Source organism: Nocardia sp. CA-145437 (assembly GCF_050956485.1).
Taxonomy (GTDB): Bacteria; Actinomycetota; Actinomycetes; order Mycobacteriales; family Mycobacteriaceae; genus Nocardia.
The window spans coordinates 1,481,469-1,504,087 of the sequence record NZ_CP191204.1; the positions used below are offsets into that span (position 1 = coordinate 1,481,469).

The window sequence follows — 22,619 nt, forward strand, 5'->3', positions numbered from 1 at the left end:
CATATCACTATTCAATAGCTTCCAATTCGCCGGATAGCTCATAAACGGTTTCGATCGCGTGGTTTCGCGCACCGTGAATCTTGCGGAAATCGAACGGCCGCACCGGCACCGGCGAAGTCTCGATGAGGGAGACGGTCATGGATTACACCCACCTATCCGAATTCGCGGTACGCCCGGGCGCACTCACCCTGTGGCGGGCCGAACTGGCGCCCGGGGCGGCGTGGACCGCCGACGCCCGGCCCCTGACCAGCGTGCACGTCCGCCACTGCCGGGAGACGGACGCCGCGGACCCGCGACCGGGCCGGGGTCGCTGGATCGGAACCATCTTCGAAATGGACGCGCCGTTCCACCCCGCGCACTGGCGCGAGACCGCGCGCCGCTGGCACGCCCGCCACGAGGGCCTGCGCACCACCGTGACCCGCCACGACGTCCCCGAACCCGAGCGGCTGGTCTGCGCGGCCGCCGACGTCGCCGTCACCGCCGAGCCGATCCCCGGCGTCACCGGCTCCGGCGCGATCAATGAATACCTCAGCGCCACACTGGAATCTCGACTCTCGCCGCTGCGGTGGCCGCACTGCCTGCTCGCCACCGTGGAGCACGCCGACACGGGCGACTTCACCGTCCTGGTGGCCGCCGACCACTCCGTGCTGGACGCCTACTCGCAGGCCATCGTCATCCTCGAACTCCGCGCCCTGTACGCCGAGGTCACCCGAGGCGAGCCGCCCCGCGAATCGCCGACCTTCGGTAGTGCCGCGGACTTCGCCCAATGGGAACGCGACACCGCCGCCGCTCTCACCCCCGACTGCGAAGCGGTCCGCTACTGGCAGCGCTTCCTCGACGGCTCCGGCGGCATGCTGCCCCGCTTCGAACCCGCGATCACTGCCGAGGGGAAGGCGACTGTGATCGCGGGCGGCGCGACCGGCTCGGTCGCGTGCGGTGGGACGGGCGCGGTCGTCGGCGGGGGCGAGCTCGCGGCGCTCCCGCAAACCTCCGTATCGCGAAAGCTGTTGTCGCTCGGTGAACTCGAGCAGGTGGAGCGCGCGGTGAGCGAGCGCGGCCACCGCCTCTCGGTGGCGGTCTTCACCGCGCTCGCCATCGCCTACCGGCGGGCCTTCGGCTACATCTCCCTGCGCGCCATCATGCCCATCGCCACTCGTCCCGACCTGCGCTGGCTCGAATCCATGGGCTGGTTCGTGAACGTCGTCCCCCTCGACCTCACCCTCGCCCCCGACCTGGACCTGGACAGCGCCCTCGAGTCCACCCGCACCGTCCTGCGCCGCTCCCGCACCGCCAACGACGCCACCTGGACCCGCGTCCTGGAACTCCTGAACTGCACCGACCACCCCCGCTTCGGCATCTCCTTCCTCGACATCCGGGCCCTCCCCGACCACGAACTCGTCGAATCCCTGCGCGGCCACACCCTCCGCGCCGAGTCCTACGCTCCCGACGAGGTCTTCTTCTGGATAGTCCGAGCCACCGACGGCCTCCGCCTCTCCACCCGCTTCCCGGCCACCTTCCCGGAGGTCGAGATGGACCGCTTCCTCGCCGAATTCACCCGCGCCATGCGCGAATTCGCCGGCGAGCAGGGTGGCGGAGACCGAACCGCCGACACGCGAGGGTCTTTCGCGCTTCCGTCGGCCGCCCCCGACCGTGTCGCGGAGTCGGCGCCCCAAGCCCCGCGGGCACTGACACCGGCCCGGGTCTGACCATGGATACGCCGTCGAAGACCCCGCGCGCTCGCCGCGATGATGTGCGCCATCGGCCGGATCAATACGTGCGCCGGCGTTTCGGCGTTCCCATGTCGGCGCCATCCGGTCGTGCCCTCGAGATCGGGGGTACACGATGAAAGTGCTGCTCGCCTTCGCCGGCAGCCGGGGCGACGCCCAGCCGGGCGTGCTGCTCGGTCGGGAACTCGCGGCGCGTGGCCACGACGTCACGCTCGCCGTCTCACCGAACCTCGTCGGGTTCGCCGATCGATACGGTGTTTCGGCCGTGCCGTTCGGACTCGACAGCGATGAGATGCTGCGCGCTCAACGCGATGATCGGCGATTCCGGCACCCGAATCCCGGGCAGCGGGTGCGCGCTGTGCTGGAGCTGCAACGCCGCGGATTCGCCGAGGCCGCGTACGATCTGCTCGCCCTGGCCGGGGGCTCCGAAGCGCTGGTCACCGGCATGGCGTGCGAGGAGGCCGCTGCGGAAGTCGCACGGCACCACGGGATTCCGATCGCAGCGGTGCACTTCTTCCCGATCGAACCGAATCGTGCGGTCCCGGTGATCCCGGCGGCATGGGGGCGACACCTCCCGGGCACGCTGAACCGGCTGGGCTGGAAGGCGTTGACCGTGGCGCGCGCGTGGAGCCTCGAGCCCGAGCGCGCGGCTTTCCGTCGCACCGCAGCCCGTGGCTGGGCCTCGCGCACCTCCGCCGTGCATGCCGGCGGCTTCGGGGTCCGCGCCCGGCCGGAGGACCGGGCACCCGGATCGGGGCGGGGCGGGTCGATACCGCCCCTGGTCGATCGTGCGGGCCGGCGGACCCCGGCATACACGGCGATTCAGGCCTACGACCCCGCACTGTTCCCCGGGCTCGCGGACGAACTGCGCGACATGCCGTTCACCGGGTTCCCGGTGGCTGTCGAGGACGGCGCCGGGCGGCGTGCGCCGGAGTGGCCCGAGCCCGGAACGAGCGCGGTCGAGGAACGAGGCCCCAGGATTGGCGCGGAGTTGCTCGAATGGCTGATCGCGGGTCCCGCTCCGGTGTACGCGGGTTTCGGGTCGATGCCGGTGGCCGAACCGGTCGCGGTCGAGTCGCTGGTCCGAGAGGTAGGTCGGCGGCTCGGGCGCCGGATATTGCTGGTGGGCCCGATGTTCCGAGGCCGGATCGTTGATGAGCTGGCGGTGGTGGATCAGGTCGACCACCGAGCGGTGCTGCCGTTGTGCGATGTCGCCGTCCACCACGGCGGGGCCGGGACCACCGCTGCGGTCTTGCGCGCGGGGGTGCCGTCGGTGATCTGTTCGGTGCAGGCGGATCAGTCGTACTGGGGCAGGCAGGTGGAGGCCCTCGGGCTGGGGGCGACCGCGCCGTTCGCGGGACTCACCGCGAATCGGCTGGAACGGTTGCTGATTCGCGCGAGCCGGCCCGACGTGCGGCTGCGGGCGGCCGCCTACGGAGCGCGATTCCGCGGCGAGGGGGTCGCACGTGCCGCGGACGCCGTCGAAACCCTGCTGCCGCAGGCTACGACGCGATCGCCGGGCGCGGAAGGACTCTCGATCGCAACCGGTGGATATTCGGCTTCGACAATGATCGGAGGTGCGCGATGAGTGAGATCGCCATCGAAACACGCGGACTCGGAAAGAGTTTCGGATCCATGACGGCAGTCGACGCGGTCGACCTGGACGTCGCGGCCGGGACGGTGTTCGCGCTGCTGGGACCCAATGGCGCGGGGAAGACGACCACCGTGCGGATGCTGGCCACCCTGGCGCGTCCATCCCGGGGCACCGCAACGGTTTTCGGGTACGACGTGGTCGGTCAGGCCACGGCGGTGCGGTCGATGATCGGGCTGACCGGGCAGTACGCGGCCGTGGACGAGAACCTGACCGCGTGGGAGAACCTGCGCCTGTTCGGGCGGCTGCTCGGCCTCGGCCGGAGAGCGGCCCAGGATCGGGCGGCGGAACTGCTGGACGAGTTCGAGCTGACCGCCGCGGCCAACCGGCGGGTGGGGTCGTTCTCGGGCGGCATGCGGCGGCGACTGGATCTGGCGGCGACGCTGATCACGGTGCCGCCCTTGATCTTCCTGGACGAGCCCACCACCGGTCTGGACCCGCACACCCGCGAGCGCATGTGGTCGGTGGTGCGCGGCCTGGTCGGGCGCGGCGCGACCATCCTGCTCACCACCCAGTACCTCGAGGAGGCGGACGCCCTCGCGGACCGGATCGCCGTGATCGACCACGGCACCGTCGTCGCCGACGGCACGGCGGGGGAGTTGAAGTCCTCCATCGGCGAGGAGATGCTGCGCCTCGATCTGGCCGATCCCGCGCAGCGCCCGCTGGCGGATGCCGTCGTCGAAAGGCTCACCGGCACCACGCCGTTGCACGGCGACAACCCCGCCACCGTGACCGTTCCGCTCACCGATATCGGCGCGGCCGCCGACATCGTCGCCGCCTGCCGCGACACCGGGATCCGCCTGCGCGGCTTCGGGGTCGAACGCCCCGACCTGAATTCGGTGTTCCTGGCGCTCACACGGCGCCCGGCCCGCACCACGCCTCCGGCCGAAAGGCGGACCGCATGACCGTCCTGTCCGACACCCCGGTGCTCGTGCACCCCACCGCCCGCATCGCCCGGCAGCCCCGTCTCACCCGGGTCGGCCTGCGCGCGGGTCTGGCGCAGTCGCTGTTCATGGCCCAGCGCGGCCTGCTGACCTTCCGGCACAGCCCGCAACTGCTCTACGACGCCGTGCTGCTGCCGATCGTGGGCCCGCTGCTGTTCGGCAGCGTCTTCGGCAAGGCCATCGCGGGCAGCCTGGACGCGTACCTGCCCACGCTGATTCCCGGTGTGCTGGTGCAGATCGTGCTCACCTCCTCGGTCGCCATGGGCGTCCAGCTCTCCGAGGACATCCGCTCGGGTGTCTTCGACCGCTTCGTCTCCATGCCGATCGCGCGCTTCGCGCCGGTGGCCGGTGGCCTGCTGGCGGGCGCGACCCGCTACGTGATCGCCGCGCTCATGGTGCTGCTGGTGGGCTTCGGCATGGGCTACCGGCCGGACCACCCGCTGGGCCTGGTGGCGGGTGCGGCCCTGGTGGTCTTCGCGACCACCGCCATGAGCTGGCTGTTCGCCTTCATCGGCGTCACCGTGGCCAAACCCGCCGCCGTGCAGGGCATGTCGATGCTGGTGCTCACCTTCGCCAGCTTCGCCTCCAATGCCCTGGTCCCGGAGGCGGCCATGCCCACCTGGCTGCGCCACGTCTCCGACTACAACCCCGTCTCGCATCTGGTGGCGGCGGTGCGGGCCCTGGCCGAGTCCGGTTCGGTCGGCTCCGACTTCGCCTGGTCGGTGGGTTCCGCGCTCGTCGTCGCGATCGTGTTCGCGCCCTTGACCGTTCGCACCCTGCGTGCCCAGTGACCCGGAGACCATCATGCCCGCCGTCCTGAACCGGCTCACCGCCGACGACGACCTGTTCCTGAAACTGCACGACCTGTACGGCAACGCGTTGGTCAATCAGCTGGCCTGGCGCTTCGACGAACCGCTGGATCCCGCCGTGCTGGAACGCCTGCACGCGCACCTCGCCCACGGTTTCCTGGCGCGGCGGGTGATGACCACGTCCGTCCCCTTCGCTCGGCCGTGGTGGGTGTCGGCCGCGACGGCGGAACCGCTGGTTGTGCAAGAGCGGCCGGTATCCGAAACAGCCGTCCTGGATTGGCTTTTCGAACAGAGCAGGGTGGAGTTCGACCCGGTCACCGGCCGGGTGTGGCGACTGTCGGCCGCGCCGACCACCTCCGGCGGCACCCTGCTGTCCCTGGTCACCTCGCATGTGGGCGCGGACGGCGGCGCGGTGCTCTACGCGCTGGGTGACGCGCTACGCCGCCTGGACGCCGGGGACACACCGGATATCGCGACGAGTTCGGGCCGCCTGGTGGGTGCGATCCCCACGGGCGGCCTGTTGCGCGCGCACCTCGCCGACGCCATCGGCCAGCTGCGCGCCGCCGCGCGTGGTATCCGCGCCGCGATCGAGGCCCGCGACGTCCGCGAGCCCAACCGCAACCCGCGCCCCGCCGAACCGCGGCTGCCGCTCCCGGATCGCCACTCCGCCGCCGACCTCGTCGTGGAAGTCGATGCGGCCGAATGGAATGCCGTCGCCGCCGCCCACGACGGCACCGACAACGGCCTCATGGTCGGCGTCGCCGTCGGCCTGCTCGGCCGCAGCGGCCGTATCGAGGACGGCGCCGAGGTCCGCGTCGACATTCCGCGGTCCCTGCGCGGCCTCGACGATCCCCGCGGCAATGCCACCACCGGCCTGCCCATCGCCGTGCCCTACCGCAAGGGCGAGCGCACCGACCTGCGTCAGGTCCGGACCGCCATCAAGCAGGCGGCCCGCGCCTATTCCGATCCGGCCACCACCCCCGCGCTGCAACACCTCCAGCCGGTCCAGATGATGCTGCCGAAGGTCGTCCTGGGCTTCTTCTCCCGCACGGCCAAGGCCCCGGAATGCCTGTGCACGAATCTCGGTGAGACCGGTCAGGGCGTGGCGACCATCGCGGGGGTGCGCGCCCGCTCGGTGCTCATGCGGCCGGTGGTCTGCACCGCCGACACCGATCTGTTCCGTCGCGTGGAGGTCGGCCTGAACCTGTCCTGGTCGAGCGACGGCGACACGGTCACCCTCGCGATCACGGGTGCGGATCCGGATCGCTTCCCGACTCGGGAAGCCCTTCGCGACCTGGTCGGGGCCGAATTCGAGGGGTGGGGACTGCGTCCTCTCTTCTGGAGCTGAACCCTACTGGTCGGTACCTGTTGACGCGGCGCCAATGTACGCGTAACCATGGATTACAGATACTTAGGTCCATTTCCGAAAGAGGCTCTGACAATGACGTCAGCACATGCGACGGACGACCCCGCGGTCGCGCTTGCCCGGCAGTACGCCGACAAGCTCATGCTGCTCTCGCAGGGGTCCGTCGACAAGAATTTCGACCCCTACACCGATATCGATTGGGACCACCCCGATTTCGAGGTCAAGGCCGACGACAAGCGCTGGATCCTGCCCGTCTCCGGTGACATGTTCGCCCGGCATCCCTGGTATCAGGCCCAGTCCGAGGCGCGCAAGATCGCCATCGGCCTGTGGCGGCAGGCCAATATCGCCAAGGTCGGCCTGCAGTTCGAGACCCTGCTCATCGGCGGCATGGTGCAGCACACCTTCAAACTGCCCAATGGCTCGCCGGAGTTCCGGTACTGCACCCACGAGGTCATCGAGGAGTGCAACCACACCCTGATGTTCCAGGAGATGGTGAACCGCATCGGGATCGACGTGCCCGGCATGAGCACGATCCTCAAGCAGCTCACCTACCTGGTGCCGCCGCTGGCCTCGGTCTTCCCGAATCTGTTCTTCATGGCCGTGCTCTCGGGCGAGGAGCCGATCGACCACATCCAGAAGACGATCCTGCGCGCCGGCGAGGACATCCACCCGATCATGCGCGGCGTCATGGCGATTCACATCGCCGAGGAGGCCCGCCACATCTCCTTCGCGCACGAGTTCCTGGAACACCATGTGCCGCAGGCGAACCCGTTCGACAAGTTCGTACTGTCGCTGGCCTTCCCGATCGTCATGTGGATCGGCGGGCGGGCGATCCTGGTTCCGCCGCGCGCCTTCTTCGAGGAGTTCGGCATCCCGCGCGAGGTCCGCAAGGAGGTGTTCTTCGGGTCCGCCGACTCGAAGGAGGCGTTCGCGGGCTTCTTCGGTGACGTGCGGTCGCTGGCCAAGAAGATCGGGCTGATGAACCCGGTGTCCAAGCGGGTCTGGAACGCCCTCGGCATCGGCGGCCCGAGCACCCGCTACCGGTCGGAGCCGGATCGGCCGGGCCAGGTCCGCGCAGCCTAGCCCGAGCGGTGGTAGACGTTACCGTAAATAACATGTAATACTCGGTACGCCCGGACGCCGGTGTCCGGGCGCGACCAGAAGCGAGTTCCCCATGACGCGGCATGTCGACCTACTGATCATCGGCGCGGGCCTGTCCGGTATCGGCATGGCCTGCCACCTGACCAGGGAGAAGACCGGGCGCAGCTACCTGATCCTGGAGCGCCGGACCGCCATCGGCGGCACCTGGGACCTGTTCAAATACCCCGGTATCCGATCCGACTCGGACATGTACACCTTCGGGTTCGGTTTCCGGCCGTGGCACGGCACCAAGGTGCTCGCCGACGGACCCCACATCCGGCAGTACGTCGAGGACACGGCCGCCGAGTACGGCGTCATCGACCACATCCGCTTCGGCCGCAAGGTCACCAAGGCGTCCTGGTCCAGCGCCGAGAGCATCTGGACCGTCGAGGTGCTCGACGAGCGCACCGGCGAGACCGAGACCTACACCAGCGACTTCTTCGTCGGCTGCACCGGCTACTACGACTACGACAACGGCTACCAGCCGGCGTTCCCCGGTGCGGAGACCTTCGGCGGCCAGATCGTGCACCCGCAGCACTGGCCCGAGGATCTCGACTACAAGGGCAAGCGCGTGGTCGTGATCGGCAGTGGCGCGACCGCCATCACCCTGATCCCGGCCATGAGCAAGGACGCCGCGCATGTCACCATGCTGCAGCGGTCGCCCACCTACATCGCCGCGCTGCCCGCCGACGACCCGGTCGCGGTCGGTTTCAAGTTCGCCAAGGTGCCCGCGGCCATCGCCTACAAGGCGGGCCGGGCGCGCAATATCGCGCTGCAGCGGGCCAGCTACCAGCTCTCGCGCACCAACCCGAAGCTGTCGGCCAAGCTCATGCTGGCCGCGGTGCGCGCGCAGGTCGGGCCGAACATCGACATGAAGCACTTCACCCCGAGCTACAACCCGTGGGATCAGCGCCTCTGTGTCGTGCCCAACGGCGATCTGTTCAAGGTGCTGCGCAAGGGCGAGGCGTCGATCGTCACCGACACCATCGAGAGCTTCACCGAGAAGGGCATCCGGCTGTCCTCAGGCCAGGAGCTCGAGGCCGACATCGTGGTCAGCGCAACGGGTCTGAAGGTGCAGATGCTCGGCGGCGCGGACCTCGAGGTGGACGGCGAGACGCTCGCCACCCGGGATCTGGTGGCCTACAAGGGCGCACTGCTGGGCAATGTGCCGAACATGATGATCGTGCTCGGCTACACCAACGCCTCCTGGACCCTCAAGGCCGACCTGGCCGCGGAGTACTTCTGCCGCCTGCTGAACCACATGCGCGACAACGGTTTCAGCGAAGTGGTCGCGGTGCCCGAGGAGGGCGACCGGTCCGAGGCGTCGCTCATGGGCGGCGCGCTGACCTCCGGCTACATCCAGCGCGGTGACGGCGTCATGCCGCGTCAGGGCACCCGGGGGCCGTGGCTGGTGATCAACAACTACTTCCGCGACCGCGCCATGCTGCGCAAGGCTCCGCTGGAGGACGGTGTGCTGCGGTTCCGTCGCGGCGCCCGCAAGGCGGCTCCGGTCGCGGCCGAAACCCGTTCGGCCTGATCGGATTCCGGATCTCGAACCCGGCCGTGCAGGGTGCGGCCGGGTTCGTTGTTTTCCGGGGACGAGGGAGGTGGCCTAGACCGGCTGGAAGCCGCTGCCCACGCCCTTGCCGGCGTCGACCGCGGCGCGCACGGTGTCGAACGCGACGGCGATGACGGGGGAGTGCAGCGGATTGTTGGCGTCGGTGCAGCTGAACCGGAGATTGCGGGTGTCGCTGATCAGCGGCGCGGAGATCATGCCGACCAGCCTGTCACCGATGGTGACCGGCGCGCCCGAATCGCCGTAGCTGGAGCAGGCCTGCTCCAGCAGCCCCACCGGGCTCGACGTCCACACCACGCCACAGGCGTGCCCGCTGGTCCGGCCGTTCTGGCACACCACGCTCCAGGCGGGCGGCGTCGGCGCGAACCCGGCGATGGTGGTGCCGTCGAACGAGCGCAGCGGGGTGACCGCGGCCGGATCGAATTCGATGACCGCGTAGTCGAGTTGCGCGTCCGCGGCGCGGACCACCCCGACCACCCCGGCGTCGGGGAACTGCTCGCCGTGCACCGGCGTACCGGCCTCGGCGCAGTGTCCGGCGGTGAAGCCGACCAGTCGCCCGGCGGCGTCGTAGCCGATGGTGGTCAGGCTGCACTTGGCGGTGTGCCCGCCCTGGCCCAGCACCAGGCCCGAGCCGCCGCCCAGCGCGGCCTCGGTGTCACCCGGCGCGGCCTGTGCGGCCGGGACGGTCGACAGCCCGCAGGCCACGGCCACCGCCGCCGGTGCGATCCAGCGCTTCACCTGCATTGACCGACCCACCTATCCACCATTCGACTCGACGCGTATTGCTCCACGGTAGCCCGCGGGTTCAGCGCAGCCAGATCGGGCGCTGTGCGGCGAAGGGATCGGACTGGACGTGCGGCGCGTCCGACCAGATCATGGTTTCGCGCCGGTCGCGAGTGTAGCGGGGCCAGTCGGCGCCCGGGTCGGCGTTGCTGATGAACGCGACCCACGCCCGGTGTATGGCGTCGGCCAGCGCCTGCGGCGGATGCTCGCCGGCCACCGCGGTCACGCCCTGGGCCTTCAGCAGGTCGAAGGCGAACGGGACGTCGAGGCAGTGAAAGGACATGCCCTGGAACTCGGAGGCGTTCGAGGTCCAGGTGAACTCGTAGAGCCAGGTGGGTTGCCCGTGGCCCGCCCGCATCTCGGCCACCCGGTAGGACGGCATCCGGATCACGGCATCGCTCTGGGCCTGTCCCGCAAGCTGATCCGCCGACAGCCCCGGGTAGGCGAGGTGCCAGTCGGCGGCGCGGGAGGCGTCGAAACCGAGCGCGCCCAGGGCGCCGGGCAGCGTGGTGTCGGTGACCGGCGGCCGTTCCCCGGTCAGCGGCGCGGCATTGAATTCGTGGGCGGTGAAGCCGAGCATGAGTGGAACATCCTGGTCCGCACCGGATTTCAGCACCTCGCCGCTGGTGGCCGGGATGAGCGTGCCGTCCGCCCACGGGGCGAGGCCGAGCAGGGTGGCGGCCGTGCTGTCGGGTCCGGGCATGCGCAGCTTGTCCTCGAGGTCCTGCAACCCGGACTTGCTCAGGTCCCGCAGCGCGGCGGCGGTGGCGGGCAGGCCGGTGCGCTTGGTGAACAGGGCCGACATGGCCAGCGCGGTGGCGCGATCATTGGGCTGGGTGACCGCGCCGGACTCCGAAATACCCGCGCGGAAAAGACCTTTCGCGGACGGGGTGTTCATGAGCGCCCACACCGCGCCGCCGCCCGCCGACTGGCCCGCGATCGTCACCTTCCCCGGATCCCCGCCGAACGCGGCGATATTGTCGCGCACCCAGGCCAGCGCGGCGATCCAATCCAGCACGCCCCGATTGTCGGGGGCATCGTCGAGATGCAGGAAGCCTTCGATGCCCAGGCGGTACCCGACCGACACCAGCACCACGCCGTCGCGATTGAACGCCGCGCCGTCGTACCAGGGGCTGGCCGGGCTGCCCGCCACGAACCCGCCGCCGTGAATCCACACCAGCACAGGCAGTTTCGCGTCCGGATCCGGCTTCGGGGTGAACACGTTCACCGTGAGGATGTCATCTCCGGGAATCGACGGCTCCGGAATCGCGGTCACCTCGGACAACTGCTTGACCTGAGCGGTCGGACCGTACCTGGTGCAGTCCCGGGCCTCGGCCCACGCGGCGGCGGGCACCGGCGCGGCGAACCGCAGCGCGCCCACCGGCGGCTGCGCGAACGGGATGCCGAGGAAGGCGGCGCCGGTCTCCCGCCGCACCCCGCGCACCGCTCCCGCCGCGGTGGTCACGACCACCGTCTCCTTCCGCTTCTCGGACTCCGACGTCCCGCGCGCGCACGCCGCCGTGAAGGCCAGCGCCCCCGCTCCCAGCAGCAGAGTTCGTCGTCCGATCCGTTCCACGCCCATGCCAACCCCTGATCCCGAATTAACGTCAACACTTGAAGTATTTATCTGACACCCGGCCGCCCGCTGCGACTGGAACCCGGTCGCGCCGCCGGCGAGCCCGGCCGCCTCCCGGTAGCCATGACCGGCCCGGCTGCGTCTGCGGCGCCCGCGGCTGCCGGGTCACCTTCGCGGGCCCCGAGGCCGTCCTCGATTCCGCCGGCATCACGTCTCTACTCCACGACGAGAGCCTGCAAGCCGCCCAGTCCGAACTCCTCGCCCTGCTGAGACAGTCCGAACCCCAAGCACTCTCGGCAATGGACGCCGCCGCCACCGCCCTCGGCACGGCCATCCTCTCGATCACCGCCCTCCTCGACATCGACGAAGTCGTCCTCGGCGGCCTGCTGGCGGAGTCTGCGTGTCGCTGAAGATTCGCGGTGAACCGACGCCGAGTGGTGATTCGATGGCGGAATGGACCTGCGCCAGGATCTGAGCGGTACTGTCGACGGACTCATGCCGGAGTTGAAGGCACTGCTCGGGCACTTGGTGGAGATACCGTCCATCGCGTTTCCGGACTATCCGAAGGAGAATGTCCAGCGGGCGCACGATCTGATCGCCGAGGAGTTGCGGAAGTCTGGCGTGGGGGAGATTCGGGTGCTGGATCTGCCCGATACCTCGCCGGTCGTCTACGGACGGATCCCGGCTCCGGAGGGCGCGCCGACCGTCCTGCTGTACGGGCATTACGACGTGCAGCCCGCGGGGGACGAAAGTCTCTGGAACACACCGCCGTTCACAGCCATCGAGCAGGACGGGGCGATCTACGGACGGGGCGCGGCGGACTGTAAGGCCAATGTGGTGGCCCATATCGGGGCGTTGCGGGCGTTCGGGGGTAAGCCGCCGGTCGGGGTGACGGTGGTGATCGAGGGGCAGGAGGAGTACGGGTCGGTCTTCGACGACTATCCGGCCGGGCTCATGCTCGGCGTCGAGGATTCCGAATGCAATATGCACGGGTTCAACGAGCGGGTGCTGCTGAGCGAGTTGCGGAATGTGGCGCTGGCCGAGGCCGAGTTCTTCCAGCTCTTCGCCGACAGGATGCGCCGATGAGCGACACCGCGACCATCGAGGACGCTCCGAAGCCCGTGCGGCACAAGAAGAAGCGCGGCTTCCCGTCCACGTACACGATCCTGGCCGGGGTCACCCTCGCGGTGTGGCTGGCGGCCTTCGTGATTCCGCCGGGCGCCTACGACGTGGACGCGCAGGGCCGCCCGATCGCGGGCTCCTATCACCGCATCGCGGACGCCAAGGAGTTCTCGGCGCGCATCCGGGACTTGTTCCTGGCTCCGGTCAACGGGCTCTACGGCATTCAGGACGCGAAGACCTCGCAGGTCGCCCCGGACCTGAGCGGTTCGCTCTACGGCGCGGCCGCGGTGTTCCTGTTCGTGCTGGCGGTGGGCGCGTTCATCACCGTCGCCTTCGCCACCGGCGCGCTGGACAGCGGGATCGGACGCCTGGCGTTCAAGCTCCGCAACCGGTCGATCCTGCTGATCGTGGGCATCATGGTGGTGTTCGCGATCGCCGGCACCATCGAGGGATTCGCCGAGGAGACCCTGGGCTTCTACGCCCTGCTGGTCCCGTTGACCCTGGCCCTGGGCTATGACCGCATGACCGCGGTGGTCACCGGTGGTATCGCGCTGGCCAAGGTGCGCTACGACCGGTACGTGAAGTTCATCGTTCCGCTGATGGCCATTCTGTTCGTGCTGATCGGTGTGTTCCTGGCGATCGCCGCGTGGCTCGGCTAGCCGGTGCGGGGCTCGACGCCGGTGAACTGGGCCCAGCACTGCCGCAGGTAGAACTCCATATCGACGGCCGGGTCGATGAGCCACCGCGATTGCAGACCGTCGGACAGGGCCATGAACGCGGTCGCCATCACCTGGGGGTCGACGGCGGTCGGGACCTTGCCGTCGCGTTGCAAACCGCGGATCAGCTCGGCGAAGGCGGCGGTGCCCAGTTCGTAGTGCAGCCGCATGTATTCGTGCGCGGGATGGTTGGGGTCCGCGGCCGCGGCCTGCATGTGGGTGAAGAGTTCGATGAGCCCGGGGACCTGGGTGTTGTGTCGGATGAGCCGGATCAGCGCCTCGGGCGTGGCCTCGCCCAGATTGGCCGCGTCGACCTGATCCCGCTTGAGCAGCACCGCGACGAACAGTTCCTCCTTGGAACCGAAGTAGTGCAGCAGTCCGCTCTGGCTCAGCCCGACGGCCTCGGCCAGTTCGGCCACCGAGGTCGCGAGGAAGCCGCGTTCCGCGATGGTCTTCAGGGCGGCTTCGAGGATCTGCTCCCGCCGTTCGATGCCCTTTCCGTAGGGTCCGCGTTTCGCCACCGGTCGAGTCTAAGCGGATTGTGAGAGTTCCTTGTCCGTCAAAACCGTGAGTAGTACGGTTTTCGCCATGCGCTTACGCCGCCGCACCCTCGCACTGGCCGTCGTGGCCGCCACCGCCGGTCTCACCCTCACCAGCGCCCCCGCCTTCGCGCGGCCGGAGCCGCCCACGCACATCGCGCCGCTCGGACCCGACTTCCTCTGGGGCGTCGCGGCGTCGGGCTTCCAGTCCGAAGGCCATGCGCCGGACAGCAATTGGTCGCGCTACGCCGCCTCCGGGAAGACCGAGGACACCTACCGCGACTCGATCGACTTCTACGACCGGTTCGAATCCGATATCCAGCTCGCCAGGCAATTGGGCGTGAAGGTGTACCGCATCGGCATCGAATGGGCGCGCGTCCAACCCCAGCCCGGGGTGTGGGACGAGGACGGACTTCGCTTCTACGACAAGGTGATCGGCGCGATCGAGGCCGCCGGCATGCGGCCCATGCTGACCATCGACCACTGGGTGTATCCGGGCTGGGAGGCCGACCGCGGCGGCTGGAATCGCCCCGGCATGGTGGACGACTGGATGGCGAACGCGCGGACGGTGGTGGATCGCTACGCCTCCGGCAACCCGCTGTGGGTGACCTTCAACGAACCGGCCATGTACATGATCAACGAGGTCCGGCTGGGCATCCTGCCCGCGACCTCGGTGCCGATCATGCAGGATCGAATCGCGCAGGCGCACAACGCCATCTACGACTACATCCACCAGGTGCAGCCGGGCGCCATGGTCACCAGCAATGTCGCCTACCTCCCGACCGCCGAGGACCTGGTGAACGGCCCGCTGCTCGGCAGGATCGCGGCCAAGCTCGACTACATCGGGATCGACTACTACTACGGGGTGTCCCCGGACGCCATGACCTCGGGTTCGCTCTCGGAGATGTGGAAGAACCCGCTGCAGGCCGACGGCATCTACTACGCGCTGGACCACTATTCGCGCGCGTACCCCGGCAAGCCGCTCTACATCGTGGAGAACGGTATGCCCACCGAGGACGGCAAGCCCCGCGCCGACGGGTACACCCGCGCCGACGACCTGCGCGACACCGTCTACTGGGTCCAGCGCGCCAAAGCCGACGGCATGAACGTGATCGGCTACAACTACTGGAGCCTCACCGACAACTACGAATGGGGCTCCTACACACCGCGATTCGGCCTGTACACCGTCGATGTGAAGACCGACCCGGCGCTCACCCGGCGTCCGACCGATGCGGTTCCGGCCTATACCGAGATCACCGGCGCGGGCGGCGTCCCCGCCGGTTACCACCCGACCCGCGACCCCAAGACGTGCTCGCTGGTCGACGCCCCGTCCAGCTGCGCCGATCCGGTGACGCTGCCGCACTGACCACCCGGCGGTTCGCCGGATCGGCCGCGGGACACCCGCGCCCGCGCATCGGGTGTCGTCCCGGCGCGGCCGATCCGGCGAGCGACTCCCGCTCAGCGCAGCGCCGGAATGACCTCACGCTCGAACAGCTCCAGACCCGAAGTGTCATAGGCGGTTTCGGGGAAGTAGTGGATCGAGTAGCCCAGCCCCAGATCCTTGACCTGCGAGAGCCGTTCGACGATCTGCTCCGGCGTGCCGACGGCGGGGGAGTTGCGGAACAGATCCTTGACGTGCTGGGCCGCGCCCTCCACGCCGACGAACGGGGCCAGGCGGGACTCCAGCTGCGCCAGCCGGTCCTCGACCTCGGCCTCCGTCGCGCCGACCAGCGTATTGAAGTTGGAGCTGCGGGTGATGGCGTCGAAATCCGTTCCGACCGCGGCACAATGGCCGCGCAGCAGCTCCGACTTCTGCGCGAAGGTCTCCGTGTCGCCCGCGAAGTTGGTGTACCGCGCGTACTTCGCCGCGATTCGCAGCGTCACCTTCTCGCCGCCGCCGGCGACCCAGATCGGAATCCCGCCCTCCTGCACGGGAAGCGGCCGCACGATCGCGCCGTCCACCTGGTAGTGCTTGCCGTCGAGGGTCGCCTTACCCGTCGTCCAGGCCTGCCTGAAGATCTGCACACCTTCGTCGAGCCGCCCCAATCGCTCACCGGCGGAGGGGAATCCGTACCCGTAGGCGCGCCATTCGTGCTCGTACCAGCCGCCGCCGATGCCCATCTCCACGCGACCGCCGGAGATGAGGTCCACGGTGGCGGCGACCTTGGCCAGGTAGGCCGGGTTCCGGTAGCTGATGGCGGTGCACATCTGCCCCAGCCGGATGCGCGAGGTGCTGGCGGCCAGCGCCGACATCAGCGTCCACGCCTCGTGGGTGGCCTCCTCGGTGGGCACGGGGACGGTGTGGAAGTGGTCGTAGACCCACAGCGATTCCCAGGCGTCCCCGGAATCCGCGCGCGTGGCCAGGTCCCGCATCACTCCCCAGTGCGCGCCCGGGTCGATGCCGACCAGGTCGAGCCGCCAGCCCTGCGGGATGAAGATGCCGAAGCGCACGAGATGTCTCCTCTGTTCGAATCCGGTCCGATCGAATCGATTCCGGCATCCACTGTTCCCGTCGCCCCGCCCGGCGGCAACCGTTCTGCACAGCCCGCGCCGAACTACGGTGCGCCGCCGTCCGGGCCGGCGATATCGGCCGGGTCCAGCACTTTCTGCAGCGCGGTCGCGACGGTCTCGAGTTCGCGCGCGTCCAGCTTCTCCCCGAAGCGCCGTTCGATGCCCGCGAGATAGTGCGGCGCCGACTCCCGGAATCTCCGCCGGCCCTCGTCGGTGATGGCCACGAACGCCGAGCGTCCGTCGTCGGGATTGGCTTCGCGCCGGACCAGCCCCTGCGCCTCCATCTCGGTCACCAGCCTGCTGACCCGGGTGCGGCTGAGCACCACCCGCTCGCCCAGGTCGCTCATCCGGAGCCGGTGCGGCGCATCGAGTTCCAGCAGGACGTCGTACCAGCTCAGCGGCAGCCCGGTGGTGCGGCGCAGTTCGGCGTCGAGCTCGGGCACGAGCAGGGCGTGGACTTGGAGCAGGGCGGCCCAGGCGTGCACGGCCGGATGGGATCGGGAGGACACCGCCCCATCCTAACCGGTTGCGTGCGCGCGCACCTAAGTAGTAGCGTGCACACGCACACAAATTTCCATGAAAGGAACCCCCATGACCGCACTCATCACCCGCGAGGAACTCGCCCAGGAGATCGCCGCCGGAACCGTCACCGTGCTCGACGCCCTCGGCGGCACGTACTACGCCAAGGCGCATCTGCCCGGGGCGCTCGCGCTGATCGAGGCCGATGTGGAAACCGAAGCGCCGCGCCTGCTTCCGGATCGCGACGCCGCCATCGTCACCTACTGCTCGAACGCGGCCTGCCCCAATAGCCAGAACGTGGCGACCAAGCTGGAACGGCTCGGCTACACCAATATCCGCAAGTACCGCGACGGCATTCAGGACTGGACCGAAGCGGGCCTGCCCGTCGAAGGCTGAGCGGCCCTCGGGTATTCAGTCCTTGACGGTGATCGACAGCCGGGGCCGGGTGGCGTTGTCGGGGGAGACCCGCTCCCAGACCGCGTCCAGCATCGGGGCCAGCAGCAGCTCGCCGAACTGGCGCAGCAGCACGGCGACGATCTGGTCCGACTCCGGCTTGTCGGTCGAGGCCAGGCCCGCGGCGCGGAGTCCGGCGACCTCGCTGCGGGTCAGTTCGACCACCGCGTCCAGCAGGTGGATGCGGGTCTCGGACGGCTCGAGCAGCGACCGGCGGATGTAGTTCACCACGGCGGGGTTGGCGTGCAGCATGTTCCGCACCGCTTCGTCGCGGGCGGAGGCGACCTCGGCGTGGGTGCCGGTCGGCGGGATCGAGGCGACGGCCTGTGCGAAGTATTCGACGACCAGTTTGTCGACCGCGTCGCGCAGGCCGTCCTTGGTCTTGAAATGGTGCTGAACCAGCCCGAGGGTCACGCCGGCCTCGGCCGCGACCGCGCGCAGTGACACCCGGGAGTCGCCGTACTGGGCGAACAGGTCCATGGCGGCATTGCGGATGCGGGCCTTGGCGGTCAGGTCCTCGTTGGTGGCTCGTGGGTTCAGCATCGCCCCTCAACTTAGCGGTTCCAGGCCGTGTACCCGGCAATTGATGTGATTGACCGGTTCACGGTACAACTGTATCGTTCGCGATATGGAGGAACCAACGCTGCGGCCTCTGGCCGGAGTCGAAGTCGTGTCCCTGGCGGTCAACCTGCCCGGTCCGCTCGCCGCCGCGCGGCTGGCCGAGCTGGGCGCGCAGGTGATCAAGGTCGAGCCGCCGACCGGTGACCCGCTGGCCGCCGCCGCGCCGCCGTGGTACGAGCACCTGGTCGCGAACCAGCAGGTCGTCACCCTCGACGTGAAGCAGGACGCCGACCGCGCCAAGCTCGACGAGCTGCTGGCCACCGCCGACCTGCTCATCACCTCCATGCGCCCCTCCGCCCTGGCCCGCCTCGGGCTGGCGCAACCGCAGCAACGCTTCCCGGAGCTCTCGCTCATCGAGATCATCGGCCACGCCGACGAGCCCGAGGTCCCCGGCCACGACCTGAATTACCAAGCGGTGCACGGCACTCTGACCCCGCCGCACATGCCGAAGGTCCCGATCGCCGACATGCTCGGCGCGGAGCGCGCGGTCTCCACCGCCCTGGCCGCCCTGGTGCGCCGGGCGACAACCGGTGCGGGACAGCCGTATCGGGTCGCTCTGGAAGAAGCCGCGGCCCGTGCGGGCGACGCCGTGCGCTACCGCCTCATGGGCGACGGCGCGGTACTGGGCGGCGCGTTCCCCGGCTACGGCATCTACGAGTGCGCCGACGGCCACGTCGCGCTGGGCGCGGTGGAGCCGCACTTCTTCCTGGGCGCGCTGGCCACCTTCGGCGCCGACGGGACCCACGAGGCCTTCCGGAAGGCGTTCGCCGACCAGACCATCGCCGAGCTCGAGACCATCGCGGCTCGGGAGGACCTGCCGCTCAACGGCATCCGACGCAACAACGGAGAGTGACACCGATGTCCGAACTGTTCCCCGACTACCGGCCCACCTGGGAGACCGATCAGCACCGCGAGCTGCGCAAGCACGCCGCGGAGTTCTTCCGCAAGGAGGCCGTGCCGAACCGCGAGCGCTGGACCGCGCAGCACATGGTCGACCGCGAGTTCTGGAACAAGGCCGGGGCCGCGGGCCTGCTCGGCCTGGACCTGCCGGAGGAATTCGGCGGCGCGGGCGGCGATTACGGCATGCAGGCCATCGTCCAGGAGGAGCTGGTCTACGCCCACGACAACGGGTTCGGCTTCTCCGTGCACTCGCCGATCGTGTCGCACTACATCCACAACTACGGCAATGACGAGCAGCGCGCGAAGTGGCTGCCGGGCATCATCAGCGGCGACCTGGTGCTGGCCATCGCCATGACCGAGCCGGGCACCGGATCGGACCTGCAGTCGGTGCGCACCACCGCGATCCGCGAGGGCGACCACTACGTCATCAATGGCTCGAAGACGTTCATCTCCAACGCGACCCACTGCGATCTGCTGGTGATCGTGGCCAAGACCGACCCGTCCAAGGGCGCGGCCGGTGTCTCGCTCATCGTGGCCGAGACCAAGGATCTGCCGGGCTTCGAGCGCGGGCGGGTGCTGGAGAAGTTGGGCCAGCACGCGCAGGACACCCGCGAGCTGTTCTTCTCCGACATGCGCGTTCCGGTGGCGAACCTGCTGGGCGCGCAGGAAGGTCTGGGCTTCTACCAGCTCATGGAGCAGCTGGCCCGGGAGCGGCTGATCATCGCGAGCCTGTGTTCGGCGCTGGCCGAGGCCGCGGTGCTGGAAGCCCTGCGCTACTCCAAGGAGCGTGAGGCGTTCGGCCGCCCGATCGGCAAGTTCCAGCACAACGCCTTCACCCTGGCCGAGGTCAAGACCGAAGCGCTGGCCATCAAGACGCTGGTGGACTACGCGATCCAGCAGTACATCGACGGCAAGAACGACCCGTCGACCGCGTCCATGGCCAAGCTGTTCGCCGCGGAGACCTGCGACAAGGTGGTCGACCGCTGTCTGCAGCTGTTCGGCGGCTACGGCTACATGATGGAGTACCCGATCGCGAACATGTACACGGGTTCTCGCGTGAACCGCATCTACGGCGGCACCAGCGAGATCATGAAGGAGATCATCTCCCGCTCGCTGTGAGGCGGGGCCCGGCGGCGGGCGGTTGGGGGGGCCGCCGCCGGGGTATCCGGGCTCAGGCCGGGCGGGACCGGCTCACGATGGCCAGGCATGCCGCGCAGGCGGCGGCGAGGACGCCGAACATGGCGGGGTAGCCGACGCCGATGCCGTTGTGGCAGACCGCCATCAGGGCCGGGACGCCGAAGCCGAGGTAGCTGACCGCGTAGAACACCGCGGTCAGTCCGGCCAGGTCGTCGGGACGGGCCATGCGCTCGATCTCCAGCAGGCCCGCGACCAGCCCGCTGCCGAATCCCATGCCCAGGGCGACGGCGGTCAGGACGGTCAGCCACAGGGTGAGGGTGGCGGAAGCGGCTGCGGCGAGCAGCATTCCGAGGATGACCAGGCTCAGGGCCAGCATCGGCAGGCGCAGCGAGCCGGGGCGATCGATCTTGCGCGCCACCGACTGGATGCCGAAACCACAGCCGAGGGTGATCACCGTGATCAAGGCGGAGAACGCGATCGGGGCGTCGTGCACCTTGGGCATCATGAGCGTCGGCATGATGGCGTACGCCGCCGCCGACGAGGTGAACAGCCACAGGCACACCGGCAGCGCGATGGTCCGGAAGCGGTGATGCGCACCGACCGGGACCTTCAGATCGTCGAGAAGCCGCCCCGGATTCACCTGCGGCGCGATGGTTTCCGGCGCGCGGAACAGCAGCACCGCGGCCGCGCCGCACAGCGCCACATTGATCAGATAGGCGAGCGAGTCCGGCCACGGACCCCACTGCGCCAGCACGCCCGCCACACCCGCGCCGACGCCGAAGCCGCCGGTGAGGCTCATGGCCGAACGGCGCGCCCCGGTGCCTGCGGCGGTGTCGGCGGTGAACGGCGGCTGCGACAGCTCCTTGAGCCAGCTGCTGCCCACCGCCATGGCCAGGCCCAGCGCGATGCCGCACAGCACCCGGCCCGCGGAAAGCATGGGGACCGAATGGGATCCGAAAGCCAGCAGCGTCGAGCCGGTGGCCGCGATGAACGGTGCGGGCCGCATGAGCGGGCGGCGGCCGTAGCGGTCCGACAGCGGGCCGCCGATGAGCAGGGCGGGCACGATGCCCAGCACGTATTCGAACAGCAGCAGGTCGACGGTGGTGACGGGCAGTCCGTCGCGCTTGTACATGACCAGCAGGGGCGTGAATTCGTTGCCGCCCCAGGCGATCGCGAAGATGGCCGTCGCGACGCCGAGCCACGCCGTCGGGTGGGTGCCCAATCGATCGGCGCGGGTGTGGAGGCTGGTCAGGGTCGCCATCACAGGCCCCTCGGGGTGACGCCGTGCACGTCGGTGAGGTGTTCGGCGAGGGCCTCGGCGAATCCGGCGCCGTCGGCGGCGTCGATCAGATCCGCGAGGCGGGTGTGCTGCTCGATGATGCGGTGCGGGTTGGTCTCGCCGCGTCGCAGCGCGACGCTGTTCATCCGGCGCTGCCGTTCGCGCAGGGAGTCGTAGAAGCCGATGAGCAGCGGGTTGTCCGCGGCCACCACGTATTCGCGATGGAAGTCGGCGTCGGCGATGGCGAATTCCTCGAGGTCGCCGGCGTCGGCGAGTTCGCGCTGGCGGTCCAGGGATTCGCGCAGCCGGGGAATCAGGCCCGCGCGGGCGATGCGGGTGAGCGCGTCCACCGCACCGGTTTCCACGACGTAGCGGGCGTGGATCACATGGTCGGCCTCGTGCGAGGGGACGGGCACCACGAGGGCGCCGCGCTTGGGATAGAGCCGCATCCAGCCCTCGGTCTCGAGCCGCAGGAAGGCCTCGCGGACGGGGGTGCGGGAGGTGCCCAGTTCCCCGGCCATCTCGTTCTCGCTGACCAGCTCCCCGCCGGGGAGGTCGCCGCTGAGTATGCGTTCCTTGATTTCGCGGTAGGCCCGCTCGGCGGCGGAGAAAGTCTTGGACACGACTTGCATACTAGAGGGGTCGTGGGATGATTTGCCTGGATGTGGCGGGTTTCACGGGCCGGGATGAAAGAGTTGCGCGGTAACCCTCTCACGCGGAATGATTCACCTTGTTGGCAGTACGTCAGTAAGTTGCCATTAACTTCTGGGACGAGGAGGTCCGCATGGCGAACGATGCCCCCGCGCTGAACGAGGTCGTGAACGGCGGTCTGGAGTTCACGATTCCGATCGCGCACAAGATGGGGGTGCGGGCCGAGGAGGTGCGCCCCGGGTTCGCGGCCACCACGGTCCCCATCGAGGGCAACGGCAATCACTTCGGCGTCATGTACGCCGGTGTGCTGTTCACGGTCGCGGAGATCCTGGGCGGCGCGATCGCCATCTCCAGCTTCGACACCGCCAAGTACTTCCCGCTGGTGAAGGACCTGCACGTGTTCTTCCGGAAGCCCGCCGCCACCGATGTGCGCGCCGAGGCGTCGCTGTCGGAGGAGGAGATCGCGCGGATCACCGAGGAGGCCGACGCCAAGGGCAAGGCCGACTTCACCCTGACGGCGAAGGTGACCGACGCCAACGGTGTGGTCGTCGCCGAGACCCAAGGGCTGTACCAGCTGCGCGCCCACGGCAAGTAGGCCG

Annotated in this window: 24 protein-coding genes; 15 read left to right on the forward strand and 9 right to left on the reverse strand. The window is 69.3% G+C overall.

All coding sequences use genetic code 11. The annotated features are described in order from the left end of the window. Positions 1–7 precede the first annotated feature (7 nt). A complete protein-coding gene (locus tag ACQPYY_RS06510) occupies positions 8–139 on the reverse strand; it encodes a hypothetical protein (protein WP_433593071.1) in 132 nt (43 codons plus the stop codon). Here ACQPYY_RS06510 and ACQPYY_RS06515 point away from each other — a divergent pair. The 7 genes from ACQPYY_RS06515 (at position 138) to ACQPYY_RS06545 (ending at position 9,174) form a co-directional block, all read left to right on the forward strand. Continuing rightward, positions 138–1,706, forward strand: a complete 1,569-nt coding sequence (locus tag ACQPYY_RS06515; protein WP_433593072.1) for a condensation domain-containing protein — start codon at positions 138–140, stop codon at positions 1,704–1,706. The two genes, ACQPYY_RS06510 and ACQPYY_RS06515, sit on opposite strands and share 2 nt — an antisense overlap. Positions 1,707–1,842: 136 nt before the next feature. Further along, positions 1,843–3,315 (forward strand): glycosyltransferase, encoded by a 1,473-nt coding sequence (locus ACQPYY_RS06520; protein ID WP_433593073.1) that lies wholly within the window; start codon positions 1,843–1,845, stop codon positions 3,313–3,315. Then, positions 3,312–4,283, forward strand: a complete 972-nt coding sequence (locus ACQPYY_RS06525) for an ATP-binding cassette domain-containing protein (RefSeq protein WP_433593074.1) — start codon at positions 3,312–3,314, stop codon at positions 4,281–4,283. Before ACQPYY_RS06520 ends, ACQPYY_RS06525 begins: the two co-directional genes overlap by 4 nt. Further along, positions 4,280–5,113, forward strand: a complete 834-nt coding sequence (locus ACQPYY_RS06530; RefSeq protein ID WP_433593075.1) for an ABC transporter permease — start codon at positions 4,280–4,282, stop codon at positions 5,111–5,113. The genes ACQPYY_RS06525 and ACQPYY_RS06530 overlap by 4 nt, the downstream gene beginning before the upstream one ends. A 13-nt stretch (positions 5,114–5,126) precedes the next feature. Further along, on the forward strand, positions 5,127–6,479 hold the full coding sequence (locus tag ACQPYY_RS06535; protein WP_433593076.1) for a hypothetical protein: 1,353 nt from the start codon (positions 5,127–5,129) through the stop codon (positions 6,477–6,479). 93 nt (positions 6,480–6,572) lie between these two features. Beyond that, positions 6,573–7,580: an AurF N-oxygenase family protein gene (locus ACQPYY_RS06540; protein WP_379100525.1), complete on the forward strand. Its 1,008-nt coding sequence runs from the start codon at positions 6,573–6,575 to the stop codon at positions 7,578–7,580. Positions 7,581–7,671: 91 nt separating this feature from the next. After that, entirely contained in the window at positions 7,672–9,174 is a 1,503-nt protein-coding gene (locus tag ACQPYY_RS06545; RefSeq protein ID WP_433593077.1) for a flavin-containing monooxygenase, read from the forward strand. A 75-nt stretch (positions 9,175–9,249) separates the two neighbouring features. On the opposite strand, the gene ACQPYY_RS06550 is transcribed toward ACQPYY_RS06545, so the two are convergent. Together ACQPYY_RS06550 and ACQPYY_RS06555 are read right to left on the reverse strand one after the other, a co-directional pair. Further along, positions 9,250–9,957 carry a hypothetical protein gene (locus ACQPYY_RS06550; protein ID WP_379100529.1) on the reverse strand — a complete coding sequence of 236 codons (708 nt, stop codon included), beginning with the start codon at positions 9,955–9,957 and terminating at the stop codon, positions 9,250–9,252. Positions 9,958–10,018: 61 nt separating this feature from the next. Continuing rightward, complete coding sequence (locus ACQPYY_RS06555; protein WP_433593078.1) at positions 10,019–11,578, reverse strand: carboxylesterase/lipase family protein; 1,560 nt, start codon at positions 11,576–11,578, stop codon at positions 10,019–10,021. 32 nt (positions 11,579–11,610) lie between these two features. On the opposite strand from ACQPYY_RS06555, the gene ACQPYY_RS06560 reads away from it, so the two are divergent. Genes ACQPYY_RS06560 through ACQPYY_RS06570 form a run of 3 tightly spaced genes read left to right on the forward strand, consistent with a single transcriptional unit; the run spans position 11,611 to position 13,353 of the window. Beyond that, positions 11,611–11,982 carry an ROK family protein gene (locus ACQPYY_RS06560; protein WP_433593079.1) on the forward strand — a complete coding sequence of 124 codons (372 nt, stop codon included), beginning with the start codon at positions 11,611–11,613 and terminating at the stop codon, positions 11,980–11,982. A gap of 43 nt (positions 11,983–12,025) precedes the next feature. Further along, a complete protein-coding gene (locus ACQPYY_RS06565) occupies positions 12,026–12,658 on the forward strand; it encodes a M20/M25/M40 family metallo-hydrolase (RefSeq protein ID WP_433593080.1) in 633 nt (210 codons plus the stop codon). Then, positions 12,655–13,353, forward strand: a complete 699-nt coding sequence (locus ACQPYY_RS06570; RefSeq protein ID WP_433593081.1) for a hypothetical protein — start codon at positions 12,655–12,657, stop codon at positions 13,351–13,353. Before ACQPYY_RS06565 ends, ACQPYY_RS06570 begins: the two co-directional genes overlap by 4 nt. On the opposite strand, the gene ACQPYY_RS06575 is transcribed toward ACQPYY_RS06570, so the two are convergent. Beyond that, positions 13,350–13,931 (reverse strand): TetR/AcrR family transcriptional regulator, encoded by a 582-nt coding sequence (locus ACQPYY_RS06575; RefSeq protein ID WP_433593082.1) that lies wholly within the window; start codon positions 13,929–13,931, stop codon positions 13,350–13,352. The genes ACQPYY_RS06570 and ACQPYY_RS06575 overlap by 4 nt on opposite strands. A gap of 67 nt (positions 13,932–13,998) precedes the next feature. Between ACQPYY_RS06575 and ACQPYY_RS06580 the strand changes: the two genes are divergently transcribed. Continuing rightward, positions 13,999–15,315, forward strand: coding sequence for a family 1 glycosylhydrolase (locus ACQPYY_RS06580; RefSeq protein WP_433594582.1), 1,317 nt, complete (start codon positions 13,999–14,001; stop codon positions 15,313–15,315). 92 nt (positions 15,316–15,407) lie between these two features. On the opposite strand, the gene ACQPYY_RS06585 is transcribed toward ACQPYY_RS06580, so the two are convergent. Both ACQPYY_RS06585 and ACQPYY_RS06590 read right to left on the reverse strand, forming a co-directional pair. Beyond that, positions 15,408–16,400, reverse strand: a complete 993-nt coding sequence (locus tag ACQPYY_RS06585; RefSeq protein ID WP_433593083.1) for an LLM class F420-dependent oxidoreductase — start codon at positions 16,398–16,400, stop codon at positions 15,408–15,410. 104 nt (positions 16,401–16,504) lie between these two features. Further along, positions 16,505–16,969: a MarR family winged helix-turn-helix transcriptional regulator gene (locus ACQPYY_RS06590; RefSeq protein ID WP_433593084.1), complete on the reverse strand. Its 465-nt coding sequence runs from the start codon at positions 16,967–16,969 to the stop codon at positions 16,505–16,507. Positions 16,970–17,051: 82 nt separating this feature from the next. On the opposite strand from ACQPYY_RS06590, the gene ACQPYY_RS06595 reads away from it, so the two are divergent. After that, positions 17,052–17,375, forward strand: a complete 324-nt coding sequence (locus ACQPYY_RS06595; RefSeq protein ID WP_433593085.1) for a rhodanese-like domain-containing protein — start codon at positions 17,052–17,054, stop codon at positions 17,373–17,375. Between the two features lie 15 nt (positions 17,376–17,390). On the opposite strand, the gene ACQPYY_RS06600 is transcribed toward ACQPYY_RS06595, so the two are convergent. Then, a complete protein-coding gene (locus ACQPYY_RS06600) occupies positions 17,391–17,975 on the reverse strand; it encodes a TetR/AcrR family transcriptional regulator (RefSeq protein ID WP_379100547.1) in 585 nt (194 codons plus the stop codon). A 100-nt stretch (positions 17,976–18,075) separates the two neighbouring features. On the opposite strand from ACQPYY_RS06600, the gene ACQPYY_RS06605 reads away from it, so the two are divergent. After that, on the forward strand, positions 18,076–18,906 hold the full coding sequence (locus tag ACQPYY_RS06605) for a CoA transferase (RefSeq protein WP_433594583.1): 831 nt from the start codon (positions 18,076–18,078) through the stop codon (positions 18,904–18,906). Between the two features lie 5 nt (positions 18,907–18,911). Continuing rightward, positions 18,912–20,072: an acyl-CoA dehydrogenase family protein gene (locus ACQPYY_RS06610; protein ID WP_433593086.1), complete on the forward strand. Its 1,161-nt coding sequence runs from the start codon at positions 18,912–18,914 to the stop codon at positions 20,070–20,072. 52 nt (positions 20,073–20,124) lie between these two features. Here the strand turns inward: ACQPYY_RS06610 and ACQPYY_RS06615 are convergent, their stop codons facing one another. Then, entirely contained in the window at positions 20,125–21,351 is a 1,227-nt protein-coding gene (locus tag ACQPYY_RS06615) for an MFS transporter (RefSeq protein ID WP_433593087.1), read from the reverse strand. Further along, positions 21,351–22,001 carry a GntR family transcriptional regulator gene (locus tag ACQPYY_RS06620; protein ID WP_379100555.1) on the reverse strand — a complete coding sequence of 217 codons (651 nt, stop codon included), beginning with the start codon at positions 21,999–22,001 and terminating at the stop codon, positions 21,351–21,353. The genes ACQPYY_RS06615 and ACQPYY_RS06620 overlap by 1 nt, the downstream gene beginning before the upstream one ends. Before the next feature lie 152 nt (positions 22,002–22,153). Between ACQPYY_RS06620 and ACQPYY_RS06625 the strand changes: the two genes are divergently transcribed. Further along, on the forward strand, positions 22,154–22,615 hold the full coding sequence (locus ACQPYY_RS06625) for a PaaI family thioesterase (protein ID WP_357288401.1): 462 nt from the start codon (positions 22,154–22,156) through the stop codon (positions 22,613–22,615). Positions 22,616–22,619 lie beyond the last annotated feature (4 nt).

Coding starts and splice junctions, on each gene's coding strand:
- ACQPYY_RS06570 (WP_433593081.1), top strand. CDS start 12,655: ATGAGCGACACCGCGACCATCGAGGACGCTCCGAAGCCCGTGCGGCAC.
- ACQPYY_RS06520 (WP_433593073.1), top strand. CDS start 1,843: ATGAAAGTGCTGCTCGCCTTCGCCGGCAGCCGGGGCGACGCCCAGCCG.
- ACQPYY_RS06530 (WP_433593075.1), top strand. CDS start 4,280: ATGACCGTCCTGTCCGACACCCCGGTGCTCGTGCACCCCACCGCCCGC.
- ACQPYY_RS06580 (WP_433594582.1), top strand. CDS start 13,999: ATGCGCTTACGCCGCCGCACCCTCGCACTGGCCGTCGTGGCCGCCACC.
- ACQPYY_RS06610 (WP_433593086.1), top strand. CDS start 18,912: ATGTCCGAACTGTTCCCCGACTACCGGCCCACCTGGGAGACCGATCAG.
- ACQPYY_RS06595 (WP_433593085.1), top strand. CDS start 17,052: ATGACCGCACTCATCACCCGCGAGGAACTCGCCCAGGAGATCGCCGCC.
- ACQPYY_RS06565 (WP_433593080.1), top strand. CDS start 12,026: ATGGACCTGCGCCAGGATCTGAGCGGTACTGTCGACGGACTCATGCCG.
- ACQPYY_RS06545 (WP_433593077.1), top strand. CDS start 7,672: ATGACGCGGCATGTCGACCTACTGATCATCGGCGCGGGCCTGTCCGGT.
- ACQPYY_RS06515 (WP_433593072.1), top strand. CDS start 138: ATGGATTACACCCACCTATCCGAATTCGCGGTACGCCCGGGCGCACTC.
- ACQPYY_RS06600 (WP_379100547.1), bottom strand. CDS start 17,975: ATGCTGAACCCACGAGCCACCAACGAGGACCTGACCGCCAAGGCCCGC.
- ACQPYY_RS06525 (WP_433593074.1), top strand. CDS start 3,312: ATGAGTGAGATCGCCATCGAAACACGCGGACTCGGAAAGAGTTTCGGA.
- ACQPYY_RS06535 (WP_433593076.1), top strand. CDS start 5,127: ATGCCCGCCGTCCTGAACCGGCTCACCGCCGACGACGACCTGTTCCTG.
- ACQPYY_RS06625 (WP_357288401.1), top strand. CDS start 22,154: ATGGCGAACGATGCCCCCGCGCTGAACGAGGTCGTGAACGGCGGTCTG.
- ACQPYY_RS06620 (WP_379100555.1), bottom strand. CDS start 22,001: ATGCAAGTCGTGTCCAAGACTTTCTCCGCCGCCGAGCGGGCCTACCGC.
- ACQPYY_RS06615 (WP_433593087.1), bottom strand. CDS start 21,351: ATGGCGACCCTGACCAGCCTCCACACCCGCGCCGATCGATTGGGCACC.
- ACQPYY_RS06555 (WP_433593078.1), bottom strand. CDS start 11,578: ATGGGCGTGGAACGGATCGGACGACGAACTCTGCTGCTGGGAGCGGGG.
- ACQPYY_RS06540 (WP_379100525.1), top strand. CDS start 6,573: ATGACGTCAGCACATGCGACGGACGACCCCGCGGTCGCGCTTGCCCGG.
- ACQPYY_RS06550 (WP_379100529.1), bottom strand. CDS start 9,957: ATGCAGGTGAAGCGCTGGATCGCACCGGCGGCGGTGGCCGTGGCCTGC.
- ACQPYY_RS06510 (WP_433593071.1), bottom strand. CDS start 139: ATGACCGTCTCCCTCATCGAGACTTCGCCGGTGCCGGTGCGGCCGTTC.